The sequence below is a fragment of the Paenibacillus sp. SER-28 genome (genome assembly GCF_052906305.1).
Genome location: NZ_JBRECM010000009.1, coordinates 59,849 through 75,020, shown reverse-complemented (window position 1 = coordinate 75,020; position 15,172 = coordinate 59,849). Strand labels below are relative to the sequence as shown.

Genomic DNA, 15,172 nt, shown 5'->3' with positions numbered 1-15,172 from the left:
GGGACAGCTCTTTTTATTTATTTTTTATCCACCTGTAATAGCGTCACCGTTTTAAGAGAAACGGCATCTTTTATTTGCTCCTCTGCGATGACCTTGAGCTTAAGCAAACTGGCAATCTTCGACGTATCCGGCTTGGAAAACAAGCGCCATAGCTGCGGATCAGGCAGTGAATCATACAGCTTTGTATGATCATATTCCTTGCGGTGCTGCTGTATAATCTTGACTCGGTAGTTGCCAATTTCCCAATCTGATACTTCCTGCTGTGCACAATGTGCGGTAATGTCATTACGCAAATCAGTCAGTTCACCTTCAATTTCTTTTTGCTTTTGCTTTAACTGGTAGTAGCGACGCACCTTGTTTTCCAATCCCATCACGCTCCTCTGCTTACATATGTATGTTTGCAGAAGCGTTTTAGGACAAGTTTTGTGATGTTAGGATTGAAGGTACAACTGCAAAAGCATTTCCCGGGTAATGGAAAGTTCCATGAGTTTGAGCCATCATCATCCAAACTTTATTTAGGCACATTCACACCTGGTTTTACAGGTCCTGCTCCTTGGGATTTCCCCTTACGTTTCATATAATTGGCCCAGTATGCCGTCAGAATAGGTACTAAAATCGAGGTCACAATGACCGAAGCAGCAACTAAGGCCGTTGCAGATTGCGCTACAGGCAGAAACTCAGGCTTGATGTTGGCCACAATGACTGGATTGGCTACTGCTGCACCTGCTGTACTGGAGGCTGCAATCCCTGCTGTACCGTTGCCACCACCGATATATTTATCAGCCAAAATCAGCGGAATACCTGTAACGATAATGACAAAAATACCTAATAAAATACCAAGCATACCTGTCTGGACAATGACACTCAGATCAATGGAACAACCAAGTGCAAAACCGAAAAATGGAATCAAAGCTTGCGTTGCGTTCCCAAAATATTTTCGGAAATCATGATCCAGATTGCCCAACATAAATCCGACCAAAAATGGTAATACCGCTCCCACAAAGGTCTGCGGTTCAAAAACGGCCAGCCCGGTGCTACCCAAAATAATCATGGTCACCAACGGACCCGATTCCAGTGACATCAGTACAAATGCTCCTGCCTCTTCCTTGGAGCCATACTGCTGCATAATAGAGGCGTATAACCCGCCGTTCGTCATATCCATAGCCGAGATCAACGCCAGCACCGACAAACCTGCAAATAGCCCACTTTCTATACCACCAACAGGCAGCAATCTGGATGCAATGATCGCCACTACCCACGCGACCGCGATTTTAGTCAATACGAGCGTTCCTGATTTACGCAATACAGTACCCGTCGCTCGCACATCTATAGAAGCACCCATACAAAAAAACCACACTGCCAAGATGGGTACCGTACCTGTCATCAGCCCCTTGGTAAAAGATCCAAAATAGTCGCCTGCCCATGGAGTAAATGTATGAAAAAGCGCGCCAATAAACAGCGGCACCAGCATAATGCCCCCTGGAATTTTATCAATGTTTTGTTTGATTTTCATAACTTCGTTCAACCCTTTCGTTTTTGCCAATGCAAAAACAAGGCCTTGTTACTTGCGGCTCAAGCCGAGCTCGGGAATCAGTCTCGCGAAGGTATCGTGACTCTCTTTCAGTTGCCGCGCGAATGCCTCTGCATCCTGTACACGCAATCCCAACCCATGCTTACGCATTTCCTCCCTGAATTCCTCGTCTTTCGTCCCCCTGATCAGTGCATCCGTCAGCGTTTGAGCAACTTCATCCGGTGTATCCTTGGGTACAGCCAGCCCTCTCCAAGTGCCGATAAAATGTACACGCAGCCCAGTGGATTGCTGTAGTGTCGGCACTTTTGGAAACGCTTCCGAAATAGTGTCTGCCTGGATCGCCAGTATGCGAAGTTTCCCTTCGTCCACGTATTTCTTCACTTCTGCGGGACTGACGGGTACAGCATCCACAAATCCGCTCATTAAAGCGGAGACGGCTGGGCCTGCTCCCTCATAAGGGATATGGGTAAAGCGAACTCCGCTTTTCTGCTCCAGCATCGCGGCAGCAAGGTGCCATATGCTCCCTGTGCCTGCATTCCCCATTTTGAGCTTACCGGGATGGGCCCCAGCATCCTCCAGAAATGCCTCCGCTGTCTTCCATGGTGCATCCGCCCGGACCGTAATGGCGGAAGGGTCCATATTGGTTTGAAGCAGCGGCTTAAATCGCTCATAGGTGAGCGGTAGCAGCCCCAAATGAGGCAACGTAGTCAGCTCAGCGACCAGATACGTTACGGTATAACCATCCGCCTGCGCCTCAGCCCCTTCCATTAGCCCGACAGAACCGCCTCCTCCCGTTCGATTAACGACGATGATCGGCTGACCGAGATGCTTTTCGGCGGCTTTCGCCAACGCTCTCGCGGTAATATCTGTACCGCCTCCGGCTGCATAAGGAACGACGAGTGTTATTGGCTTCGTAGGAAATATACGGCTGTGATCCTGCAAGGTGTGGTGATCCACATATTCACTGATACTCAAGGCAGAAAGCATAGCTACTCCCGCCGCAACCAGCACATATTTTTGCCATGGCTTTTTCTTCATTACGTTTCCTCTTCTCTAAAAATGAACTGGGCCCGTCATGCGCCCGTTTTCACCTCCAACGTTTTCGGTCTTGTTGTTTGCGTTTACATGAAGTCAATGTACCGCAACGTGGAGGGCTACAGCTATCGCTTAATCTTCGTATTTATCTTCTATTTCGCCAAAGTATCAACCTTTTGACCGATCTGCATATTCATTGGAAGATTTGCTGATTTGTCTGAATTTCCCTGGGGTCACTTGTTTGTGCTTGCGGAATACCCGGATAAAGCTGTTCTCATTTCGGTATCCGACCTGTTCTGCAATTTCGCCGATTTTCAAATGGGTTTCACATAGTAATGTGCATGCCTTTTTTACGCGTAATCCAGTCAAATAATCGTAAACGGTGGTCCCCGTTTCTTCCTTGAACATGCTACTCACCGAGGACACGCTCATGTGAACATGATCCGCAATTTCCTGAAGCCCGATGTTCAAATGTAAATGATGTTCCATATACTCGATCATCTCTTGTACACGCACAAAATCTTTGGACTGGATGCGTCCATTCCATTTTTCTTCAATATCAGTCAACATAATGACCAGCAATACCTCCATGTCTTGAAGGTCTAGCGTCAGAATCTGATTCCAGTGGTAATCAGCAAGCTGATCCGGCGGCGTCACACTCTGAGTGGCACACCATTTTAGCAAATCTTCCAGCAATTCATGAACAAACAAGTAGACCTGAGCTGGGGATGTTCTGTGGAGTCGAAGTTCTTCTACCCAGTGGCTGATTAGCTTTACACTTGCACCAGGTTCCTGTGACTCCAGGGCACGGATCATTTCCACACGCCGATTGTCCAGCAATGTTGAATCCTGAATCTGCTCCTTTGACTGTTCATCCACCGTATTATCCTTTTTCACACTTATACTGCTGTCTATATTCGTATATGAACGTCCATACCCCTCATACAAACGCAAATTAAGGGCCTCTTTTCCTTTTATAAAAGACGCCCGTACCTCTCGAATATCCGTGACCATATGACCAATCCCTATAGAAATAGTCAAAGGAAGATACTCACCGACAACCTGAATCAGCCTATCCACGCTTTTTTGAAACAAAATGCTCTCTTGGAGGTCAGTCTCTGTACCAACTTCATTCGAACTCTCGCTGAACTGTAACAGCACAATAAAACCACTTTCCTCCTCCGGCGAGCATACTGCTTTCCAGTGAGGTTCGAGCATCTCTAGCAAAATATTGTTCAGCGCATACTTGAGCAGCATTTTATCTTCTTCTGGAAAGCTTGCGGCCCACGCAGAATACCGGTCAATGGACACGATCATGACAAACAAAGAATGGCCGTCCCAATCGGAAAAATACTGTTCCCATTTCATACGCATTTCCTGTATGCCCATTCTACGCTGGATGACATCTTCCATATATTTGGAACGCAGCTCCGGTAGGCTTCGCTCTACCACCAATGATTTGCGGTGAAACTCTCCAACCAGTTTGCTAATCACAGGTTCCAGGTCATACAATCCTCCTTGGCGCGTTCCCTTATTGCCCGAATTTAATAGGCTATTAATTTTTTTCATGGGGCGAAAAGCTGCATAATTGTAATAGTAAACTGCTGAGCACCCAGCCAGTATGGAGATAAAGGCCAGCCACAGCATCATATTGCGCGCCAGCTTTACATTTTTCAGCAGCTTGTCCATCGGAACGAGCGATACTAGACGCCAGCCCGTTACATCAGAAAAGGTTTGGTTCGCCATATATTCCATGTCCCCTATCTCCACATAAGCATAGGGACTCACATCCAGTTCTTTTAAAATCCTGCCCATATCATTTAAGGGTAAGGACGATCTCAGCTTGGGATAGATCAACTCGCCCTCCAGATCATACACGTATTGCGAGTTGGATAAATGAATATATAGTTTGGAGAAAAAACGGTCATAATCCAGATTGATTAGCACCGCACCCATGACCTGACCATTCTCTACTATGGGCCTGGCCAGCGAAAGCAGCTCTACCGCCCCCTGCTCACGATCGGTGCCGTACCATCGCCGCTTAATCAACAACGGCTTTTTTTCAATATCCTGAATCCAGGGAACCCATGTGGTATCCGGTGCCTGCTTCCAATCAGGCCTGTAACCATAATTGCTGGATACGAGAGCATGATTGTCCAAAGAAATAACTTCAACCGAGTAAATTTCTTCGTGCGAAGAAAGGGTTTTCAAGTATTTGTGAAGCCGATCTATGACGGAGGCCTTGTCTTCCAGCGATTCCCCATCTGTTTGGACACGTACAAAGGCCTCTACGTCTGGATGATATGCTGCGTCCAGCGCCTTGTTATCAGACTCACGAAAAGCCCGATTGGTCACATCCAGATTGATTTGCAGCAATTCTATATTGGGTGTGTTCAGCTCGGTATCCAAACCTTCACGGTATCGTGAATACGATAGCAAGCCGATCACGCTAATTACAAGCGACACGCACAGAGTGAGCAGTAGAATCAATCTTGTCTGTTTATTTTTCAATATCAATCGAAGCTTAAGTCGCAACATTCCCGTAACTTCATCCTTCCGGACTTCGTTGTCCATCTTCCTCTTGCCAATATACGTGGTGACATATTCTCCCTAAATCTATTTGACGTAAGAGTTGGAATTCCCTGCCTATGTATATCAAACTTAATATAAGGATTCATATAAAAAAGAAGAAGCCTCCCTGTACTGTACAAGGTAGAACTCCTTCTTTGACACTGCTTGTAACCTTATTCAGCAAAAACAGATACTAGCTGCACAGGTTTTAGCTTGTCTATTCCACCTGAAAACGATCTAGCTCCCGCTGCATCTCTTCGCGAATCTGACGAAGCTCTTTTACCTTCTCAGCCGATTCCTCAAATGAACGCTTCTGCTCCACCGTGGAAGCCGTAATCTCTTCACTGCCTGCGGCGGACTGCTGAGTGATTGCGCTGATATTTTCGATAGCTTGCTGCACCTGTACGCTCAGTTCTCGCGATACATTCATGTCCGTTGATAGCTTGCTGACTTGGCTGGCGATTTGCTGCACTTTACCACTAATCTCTGTAAACGATTCTCCAGTCGAGGAGGTTGCCTTCTCCTGCTCACGGAACAGCTCCTGACTTTGCGCCACAGAAGTCTTCACCTTATCCATAGCCTGCGTGATACTGTCAACAGCAGTATAAATTTTCTTTACAGCAGACTCTGATTGATTCGCCAGCTTTTTCACTTCATTGGCAACAACAGCAAAACCTTTTCCTGCTTCACCTGCACGTGCAGCCTCAATAGAGGCATTCAAGGACAACAGTGATGTTTGGCTGGCAATTTCGGATACATATCCAGTCATGGTTGTAATCTCGGCTGCATTAGCCTCCAGCTCCTTGACCGTCTGCTCCACTTCGGACATGGCTGAACGATTTTCTGCAACGATACGCAGTTGATCGCTCATGACCCGCGTACCCTGCTCAATGACACGCAAAGCATCCTCACTATACGCGGTCGATTGTGTGGTCTCCAGTAGATTCGATTCAAACTTCTGCTGCATCTCGTCCACAACGCCAACTGTCGACGACAGATCCTCAGCAATTTTCTGACTGCCTATTGCCAGTTCCTCTGTTGACGTGCTGACTTGTGTCACAATTTCCTTCATGGCCTCATTATGCTGATCAATATCCCGAGCCATCAGATCGACACGATTACCCGCCTGATCAATGGAGAGTACAATGCTGCGCAAGTTCCCGATCATCACCCGGAAAGATTCATTGAGCTCGTCCAGCTCATCGCGTCCCTTGGTTTGGGCAAGCTGCACTGTCAGATTTCCCTCAGCAATTTGCTTTGCGGCATCCGTTAATTTGCGTGTTCTAAGGGCAAGCTGCCTGGATGTGTATGTATTATATAGCCCAACTGCCACCAGAAGTATAACTGCACCTGCCAAGGCCAATTGCCATGTAAAACGAATGCTCTTGGTCAAATCTTCTGTGTATTGGTCATAACGTGCTTTGGTCAGCAGATCCAGCATAAATACATCGTTCTGAATCCCTTGGGCACGCATGGCCTCCCGCTTGGACTCCGGGCTGTTTTGGGTACTCATGGCTTTCTCCGTTGCTACTTTCAATTGGCTGAATTTTGTTTTAATCGTATTCAGTCGCTTTTGCTGCGCTTCGGTTTGCATCATGCCCTGTGAAAGCAAAGCAATCGTCTTTTCAGACTGAGTCAGTTGATTTTGCACATCGGCTTTGTTGCTCTCCGTCATGGAAGCTGAATAATTTTGCAGTGCCTGCCCTGACTGAATCAAATAGGCATTGAGCTGCTGTACATTCAACATAGCCGGAACCAGATTGCTACTTTGCGAGTTAATACGAATTAATTCAAAAATGATATATGCCACTAAAGCCAGGCAAGCGATCAAGGAAATCATCGCGTTCAGAACCAGTTTACCTTGCAGTTTCATCAGCTTTCATCCTCCGTTTGCGAAAATTTATTGGGTGGGAACAGTCAGTGTGCCGGATTTGATTTTTTCCTTTAAATCATCCAACAACTTTTGCTGATCCGGACTCAGTGTCACGACACGAATAGGCGCCAAACCTACACCATCTTCCGCAAGACCAAACACCATATCCTTCTCCGTAAATTTTCTTTGATGATCTGCAAATCCTTTGACTGCTGTATAAATTGCAATGTCTACATTTTTAAACATCGAGGTCACTACCGCTTTTTCCGCAATAAAAAACTGGTCGCTATCGACCCCGATGGCGAATTTATGCTGCTTTTGCGCTTCCTGCAGCGCACCTACACCCGTAAGACCTGCGGCTGCAAAGATGACATCAATCTGATCCTGATTAATCATGTCATCTGCAATTTCCGTACCCAGTTCCGGCTTTCCAAAATCTCCTGCATACGTTGTAGTAACTTTGGCATTAGGCTTGACTGATTGCACCCCTGCGCGATACCCAATTTCAAATTTTTTCAACAGAGGAGATTCCGCACCTCCGAGAAAACCCACCTGTTCGGTGCGACTCGTCAAACCCGCAACGACTCCAGCCATAAAACTGCCCTCTTCTGCTTTGAAGCTAATAGAGGCCACATTCGGTAAATCTGATTTCTCATCCACGATTAAAAATTTACGGTCTGGATATTTTTTAGCAATGGATTCCAAACTGTCCTTCACCATGTAACCCAGCCCAATGATTAAATCAGCCTTTTCCTGAGCAAGCTGTTCAAAAGCCGCATCATACGTCTTGGTCTCCGTTATTTCTCGGTATTCAAAAACAATTTTCCCCTCATCCCGTGCTTGGACCAAACCTCGGAAAGCAGCGTCGCTGTAAGATTGGTCACCCAGACCAATATCTGACAGTACGATTCCCACCTTAATGGGCTGAGCCTTGGTTTGTGCTGCCGATTGCCCACATGCACTTAGCAATAATGCAAAGATTGTGACAATGGGAATCCACCTAAAATTTAATAATACAGCTCGCTTCTTCATGACATATCACCTCAGCATAATTTGGAAATCCCCAACATCTTTATATCGGTTATAAAAGCATATTTTTTCATAATAATTTCTGTAAACTCAGTTCTTCTATTTTATTATGAAAAAATAGAAGGGACTGACCACCAGGCTTGAATAACATCGCCTAACAATCAGTCCCCAATCTTATTTACTTTTACTCCATTTGGAAGCAATCACTTCGGTTTTACTTTCTATGAGATCCATAACCTCCTCGCGGTGCCTAGCCTTGAATAAATCAATCATGTCGATCAAGTCGTTGCGGTCTAATAATTTAACCCCGTTGACAGCAGCAAGTGTTTTACAGGATTCCGTATAACGGCCGGAGGTGATGACGACAGACTTGTCGGCCGCATAATAACGCATAGAGGTATAGATCTCCTGCACTGCTCCCAAACCTACCGGATGTTGTACCCCATAACGTTTGGCCTGTATGACAACTCTGACGCCTTCACGGTCTGTAAAAACCAGATCCGCTCCAAAATCCCGGCTACTGGTTGTTTTATAGATGTCCTTATAGCCAAGCGCGGATAATAACCGCTGCAAATAAAGCTCAAATTCCGACCCATCCTCCATACGATCTATATCCTGAATTCCAATTTTGCGCGGGTCCAGATCACGTAAAATCCGATTTCTGCGACCACGTATCAATCCTCTGATGATGAGCGCAAACAACACTAAAAGTACAATGAGTCCTATTCCTAATTCCTTGTATGCCAATAATTTCTCTAGCAACATCCAACTCTCCCTTTTCTACCATAAGCGTAGCTGTATCATCCTTAACAGGGAACTTTTCTATGCTCGCTGGCTCCCGTATTACATCTCTCTTTATCACATAACAATAGCCCCGCCAGATTCGACGGGGCTATCTTCGTCTTGCCTCAAAGCTGTCTAAACTCCATACTCCGCATCATTATTCGCGATTCAGCAAAGATTCTCCGGCAATACCAGGCTGAGTCATTTGGTACGGGTCCAATATAATGTCCAGCTCCTCCTCGGTCAGTACATTGTACAGCAAGCACAGCTCGCGCACCGATTTCCCAGTCGTAATTGCTTCGCGAGCAATGCGTGATACCACCTCATATCCAAGGTGCGGATTAAGCGCTGTAATAATGCCTACACTGTTCTCTACATATTCACGACAACGCTCCACATTCGCTTCAATTCCTTCTACACAATGAATGCGGAAGACGTGGAAGCCCTGCTTCATAATTTCCAGCGATTGCAGTAGGTTGTACACCAGTACGGGCTCCATTACATTCAGCTCGAGCTGACCAGCCTCTGAAGCCAAGCAGATTGTATGATCATTACCAATGACCTGAAAAGCAATTTGGTTAATGACCTCACACATCACCGGATTTACCTTGCCCGGCATAATGGATGACCCTGGCTGGCGGGCAGGCAGACTCAGTTCCCCCAGACCCGCACGTGGTCCAGAAGCCATCAAACGGATGTCATTTGCCACCTTAGACATATTCATCATACAAATTTTCAAGGCGGCAGACACTTCAGTATAAGCATCCGTATTTTGTGTAGCATCTACAAGATTTTCGTCAGCTTCCACAGGGAAGCCACTGACGTCTGCCAGTACCTCTGCGACACGCTGAATATAACGACGGTCTGCATTCAGGCCAGTACCCACCGCAGTTGCGCCCATATTAATCGTTAGCAGGTGCTGCTTGGTCGCACGGACGCGTCCGATATCACGACCCAACACACGCGCATAAGCCTGAAACTCCTGCCCTAATCGAATCGGCACTGCATCCTGCAAGTGAGTTCGCCCCATTTTAATCACACTATCAAACTCATTTGCCTTGCGGGAGAATGCTTCCTGAAGCTCACTCATGGTAGCTAACAGCTTATCAATCATACTTAATACAGCCAAGTGTACGGCTGTAGGAAAAGCATCGTTCGTCGATTGCGCCATATTAACATGATTATTAGGACTGATCTCCTGATAATCTCCGCGTTGCTTGCCAATCAGCTCCAGCGCGCGGTTCGCAATCACTTCATTTGTATTCATATTAATGGACGTGCCTGCGCCGCCTTGAATCGGATCGACGATGAAATGATCATGCAACTGTCCTTGTATAATCTCATCAGCAGCCTGAATAATGGCCTCTGCTTTGGGGCGGTGTAAACGGGTTAGTTCCATATTCACCGTCGCTGCTCCCTTTTTCACGATCGCCATGGCTTTAATCAACTCAGGGTGCAGTCTTTGGCCTGTAATTGGAAAATTTTCTTTTGCCCTCAGCGTTTGTACACCATAATAGGCATCTGATGGCACTTCCTTGGTACCTAAAAAATCATGCTCCAACCTCATATTCTCTGATTCCTCCGCTGTGTTTGCTACGTTTCTTCAATTCAGTACAGCCAAATTGACATAAAAAGACCTTCTCTGATCCCCTCTTCATTATACGTTTCTATTCCCGTGCTTTTCCAGTTGAATAAACGCGGAAAAAGCTATGTAATCCTATGACAAGTTATGATTACCCGTATATACCACACTTATTCGGTAAATGCTCAGCTATGACTTGAATACGGATTTAATGACTTATAATAATATCGAGTGGCATGAAGCTGACCATCGGCTGATTGAGCATAACCCGGAATAACACCAGCTTCTACAAACCCGATCGACTCGTATAGTCCATTGGAGGGATCACCCACCCGCGTATCTAGCACCAGTAACGTTCTATCCTGACTTAGTGCCTCTTCTTCCGCCGCCTTCATTAACTGCCGTGCGATCCCCAGCCTGCGACCGGACGGATGTACCATAAGCTTTGCAATTTCCGCACGATGAATAGCGTTAGCTTTTTGAGCCAAATGAAGCTGGACCGTCCCTACAGGTACTCCGTCCTTCTCGGCAATCCACAGAACTACGCCGTCCTCAAGTACATTGTTCCAATAAGCTGCTGCTTCCTGATAACCTAATGGGGGTAAGAACCCTATAGATGCACCGTCTGCAACCACGTCGATTAACAGTCGACTTAGCGAATCTACCAGGGCTTCATCCAGAGCTTGAACAGGGTAGACTCTCATTTCGTTAGACATTGTGATTCCTCCCGATGAGTTCGATAATATACAATAAAGAAAGCAAACTATCTTTTTAGGATAGTTTACTTTCCATAATACTTCGCTTACTTCATCATTCTCATTTCCATTACTGCTCTGCCATATAAAAGAACTCCCACAGATGACCATCCAAATCCTGAAAGCTCCATCCATACATAAAACCATGATCTTGAGGTTCGTTTGAGGGCTTGCCGCCCGCTTCCAAAGCCTTGTGGACGATCTCGTCTACCTTTTCTCGACTCTCCACCGATAAGGCAACAATTGCTTCTGTGCTTTTTGTAGCATCTGAAATTTCCTTTGTCGTGAACGCTTTAAAACGTTCTTCAACCAATAACATGACAAAAATATGCTCACTAACAACCATACAGGTTGCATGTTCATCAGTGAACTGAGCACTGAATTCAAATCCGATGGTAGTGAAAAAATCAATGGACTGTTGCAGATTTTTAACTGGCAAATTCACAAAAATTTGTTTAGCTTTTACTCCCACGACATTTCACCTCTTCATTTGTCATTCATTCTAATTTATCATACTACCTCTCCACAAAAGATAACTTAACTATCGTATAAAGTCAATCAATCTAACATTTGTATAGGGAAATCTCCTATTCCCAATGAAGCTTAGCCAGCGTGCGAGATAATACAGCCGCAGCTTCTGCCCTCGTCACGGATGTAGCCGGGCCAAAACGGCCTTTCTCGTCTCCTCTCAGAATACCTAGTCCAGACAAAGTCTTCACAGCCGGAGCTGCCCATGTAGAAATCTCCTGCGCATCCGACAATGATACGGATATACTTTCACTCACTTCTCTTGTATTTTCTTCTGTGTTCCCAACGAAGCGCAAGGCTCTCTCTATGATCACAGCCAGTTCCTCCCTCGATACCGGGGTATCAGGACGGAAGCTTCCGTCAGTATAGCCGTTGATCAGCCCAGCTGCTGCTGCGGTACGTACGGAATCCGCATACCACGATTCGGGTTGAACGTCGTCAAAGCTCGTCAGCGTGCGATCAGTACGCTCCAGTCCAAGCACACGAACCAGCATCGCTGCCAGTTCAGAGCGTTGTACCTGGCCTTCAGGCTCAAAATGCACGTTCGCTAAGTCCCTTTCACGAGTCGCACTAGCTGTAGACGCTGTTGAATGGGTCCCCGTCACAAGCAGGCGAGTCGCCAGCCGTGTAATGTCCTGCTGTGCCCAATGGCCGGATATATCCATGAACGATCTGACTTCACCAGAAGACCCGCCATCAAGCACAGCGTAAGTCCCTCCCGAACGTCCATACACGGTTATTTCCTCATTCGAAGTGTGAAAAGGAACAGGTTGATAGGACAGCTGTCCGGCTTGGTTGGTCGATGATACCTTCACTACAGCAAGCTGGTCTGTATCGACCATTGCAGGAACACGTAACAGATAACGTTCATACCCACTACCAGAGTCTCCGTTACCTGCCAAAAGCTGTTTCCGTCCATCCTCGCTTCTCAGCTCAGCGGCGATATCCAAAGCCTGTAACAGGGTACGCCCTGTTGGAACATCCAAGCGTTTAGCCAGCTCTTCGTTCAAAGCGATGGAAAAATTCAAGGAAATTTGTTTTACAGGCACCGGCAAACGACTTGTTGCTACTTCATATCCACCTTGTGGCGTTTCCACTCGAAGGGTACGAATACGGTCGTTCAAGACGGCTCCCAAAGCTTCCCCGTTTAAATGAACCTCGTACGTCCCCGCTTCTACTTGCTCCCCTGCACGGATCACAAGCGTACCCTTCGCACCATTTTGAATGGCCTTTTGTATTTCAGCAGCTGTTACTTGAGCAACTGCCTTTTTCAGTCCGTTTTTCTCCACTCCGGTCATTACAGACTTAACTTGCACCACATTTGTACCAGACAGGCTGCTTCCATTGGGCTCACTACTGGCAGTCTGACCCTGTCCATTTACCGTTCCATTCACGTTACCGCTACTGCCATTTCCAGTGTTACCATTTCCCTCGTTATCCTGCTGATCCTCATCATCATCGTCATTTCGGCCACTCCCATCATCTGTCGGTGGTTCTTCCGTTTTGCGCGGCACATCTATTTGCGCAACCAACGGATCATGATCACTGACCCGCCCGTCCGCCGCACTAAAGTCTGCATTCATATGAACGATATCCAGCACGGATGTTTTGCTCAGTGACGGGCTGACCAGCATATGATCCAATGTTTGCGAATTACCTTCATAAATATAAGAGTACCGTTCCTTTTCATCCAAATGGTCAATCAGATTGGTCAATTCCTGCCCCCGTAGTAAAGCCAGCGTTTCCGAAAATTGAAAATCATTCAGGTCACCGAGCACCACTATATTGGCCTTAGGGTTTACTTGCAGTACCGACTTTACAAAGCCATTCACAATCGTTGCAATCTTCGCACGCTGTATTTCGCTGCTTCTCACAGGTGGTTGAATTCCTCCAAATGGCGCTTGATCGCCCCCTTTGGAATTAAAATGGTTAGCGACCACAATCACCTGCTGGCCTTCAAACTCAAATTCAGCGGCCAACGGCTTGCGCGAGTCTTCAAATGACGCATTCAGGGGATCAATCCGACCCGGGTTGAGGGAAAGTCCCTGCACTCCATAAGTGACAGACGTAACTGAATCCCCCTTGGGCTTGTCGGTCAGCGTAACACGTTGCGGATTGTACAAGAAGCCAACACGGATGTTGCCACCGGGGGCACCGCCATCCTTATTATTTTCAGGGCCAATATCTGTAAAATTGTATTCCGGGCCTCCATGAGCACGAATCGCCTCTATGAGCACGCGGAAGCTTTCGGAAGCGTCTGTGGTGCCATCATCCTTCTCACCGTTATTATCCTGCACTTCCAGCAATCCTATGATATCCGGATGATTCAAATTTACAGCGATAGCCTGCCCCAGCTGATCTATCCGTTTTCCATCACCGGGATCGAAGTTTTCCACATTAAAAGAAGCTACTGTCAGCTTACGATCATCCCCTATCAAACGCGTATTGGCTGGCTGGAGGCCGCCAGGTACAATATCCGGCAGACGCTCTGGCAGCAGCTTATAATTGCTAAAGCTATAGCTCACCACACCTGTGATAGAACCCGCAAAACGATCGCCTGTTTTCAACGGTGTCGAAGGCTTCGCATCAATCAGAATCCGTTGCGGGTTCAGACTTCTTTCTGTCAGCATGAGTCCGCCTGCCTCCGTTACAACCTCACCTGTGTTTGGACCGTTAACAATTCGGACTGGAATTTCATAGCCATAGGGACCAATCACAGTGGCATCCTTCAACTCTACACGCATGCCTTCCAGGCTTTCGAAAAAGTCCAAGCCATCCTCCTGTGGATCAAACACCGTCATTCCGTCATGATCCACAACAGATGTGGGCATCACACGTCCCTGTTCACCTAGCAAAATTGGAGCTGGCAATGGACGGTCATTGGCAATTACCTTAACCGAAGAAGCCACAATTTCTGTGGTCGTCAAGTCGATTGGCTTGCTTGCATATGTTCTTTCCGTGTATTCCTTTACCGAACCGCTAACCCTTACCTCATCCCCTACCTGTGCACCGTGACTAGGCTTGTACACTAAAATGGCCTCGGATGTTTTTTCATCCTGATCCACTTGAGCATCCAACTCTTGGATATAGAAACTGCTCCCCTTCACCATCGTGACAACGCCTTCAATATCCGCTACTTTTTGTCCTTCATATGGAGAACGGTGTGCTGCCCCCTGTACATCGTGGATGCGAAGCTTTTTAGGAAAATAGACATCTGCATATACACTTGCCCCTACAGTTACGGGTGAAGGTTGCACCTCTTTTCCTTCAAAAGATGCAGGCTCTGCCGAAGCTTTTCCACTGGACAACCCTGCCGGCCCTCCAGCTGAAAGCAGCAGTATAGCACTGAGCCATGTGATCCCGAACCTTTTTAATTTCGTAGGTAATATTTTTTCTATGTATTCTTGTTTCATCAAAAGATACTCCCCTCCCCATTTTTACTATGATTACGCTTACAAATATATTCTTCTTTTAAGATACCATAA

Annotated in this window: 11 protein-coding genes; all 11 read right to left on the bottom strand. The window is 46.6% G+C overall.

Translation table 11 applies throughout. The annotated features are described in order from the left end of the window. Window positions 1-17: 17 nt before the first annotated feature. Window positions 18-371 carry a hypothetical protein gene (locus ACUYLD_RS19225; RefSeq protein ID WP_013311244.1) on the bottom strand — a complete coding sequence of 118 codons (354 nt, stop codon included), beginning with the start codon at window positions 369-371 and terminating at the stop codon, window positions 18-20. 140 nt (window positions 372-511) lie between these two features. Next, entirely contained in the window at window positions 512-1,513 is a 1,002-nt protein-coding gene (gene kdgT / locus ACUYLD_RS19220) for a 2-keto-3-deoxygluconate transporter (protein ID WP_254350445.1), read from the bottom strand. A 48-nt stretch (window positions 1,514-1,561) separates the two neighbouring features. Further along, complete coding sequence (locus ACUYLD_RS19215) at window positions 1,562-2,569, bottom strand: tripartite tricarboxylate transporter substrate binding protein (protein WP_446675754.1); 1,008 nt, start codon at window positions 2,567-2,569, stop codon at window positions 1,562-1,564. A 165-nt stretch (window positions 2,570-2,734) separates the two neighbouring features. Further along, window positions 2,735-5,140 carry an AraC family transcriptional regulator gene (locus ACUYLD_RS19210; protein ID WP_446675753.1) on the bottom strand — a complete coding sequence of 802 codons (2,406 nt, stop codon included), beginning with the start codon at window positions 5,138-5,140 and terminating at the stop codon, window positions 2,735-2,737. A 214-nt stretch (window positions 5,141-5,354) separates the two neighbouring features. Then, window positions 5,355-7,010, bottom strand: a complete 1,656-nt coding sequence (locus ACUYLD_RS19205; RefSeq protein WP_061829704.1) for a methyl-accepting chemotaxis protein — start codon at window positions 7,008-7,010, stop codon at window positions 5,355-5,357. A 27-nt stretch (window positions 7,011-7,037) separates the two neighbouring features. Further along, a complete protein-coding gene (locus ACUYLD_RS19200) occupies window positions 7,038-8,042 on the bottom strand; it encodes a BMP family lipoprotein (protein ID WP_446675752.1) in 1,005 nt (334 codons plus the stop codon). A gap of 171 nt (window positions 8,043-8,213) precedes the next feature. Further along, window positions 8,214-8,804: a restriction endonuclease gene (locus ACUYLD_RS19195; protein WP_322160703.1), complete on the bottom strand. Its 591-nt coding sequence runs from the start codon at window positions 8,802-8,804 to the stop codon at window positions 8,214-8,216. 175 nt (window positions 8,805-8,979) lie between these two features. Next, entirely contained in the window at window positions 8,980-10,389 is a 1,410-nt protein-coding gene (gene aspA, locus ACUYLD_RS19190; RefSeq protein WP_254350347.1) for an aspartate ammonia-lyase, read from the bottom strand. A gap of 200 nt (window positions 10,390-10,589) precedes the next feature. Continuing rightward, window positions 10,590-11,120: an N-acetyltransferase family protein gene (locus tag ACUYLD_RS19185; protein WP_446675751.1), complete on the bottom strand. Its 531-nt coding sequence runs from the start codon at window positions 11,118-11,120 to the stop codon at window positions 10,590-10,592. Between the two features lie 109 nt (window positions 11,121-11,229). Beyond that, window positions 11,230-11,631 (bottom strand): VOC family protein, encoded by a 402-nt coding sequence (locus ACUYLD_RS19180; RefSeq protein ID WP_061829696.1) that lies wholly within the window; start codon window positions 11,629-11,631, stop codon window positions 11,230-11,232. A gap of 115 nt (window positions 11,632-11,746) precedes the next feature. Continuing rightward, a complete protein-coding gene (locus ACUYLD_RS19175; RefSeq protein ID WP_446675805.1) occupies window positions 11,747-15,100 on the bottom strand; it encodes an S-layer homology domain-containing protein in 3,354 nt (1,117 codons plus the stop codon). Between the last annotated feature and the right edge of the window lie 72 nt (window positions 15,101-15,172).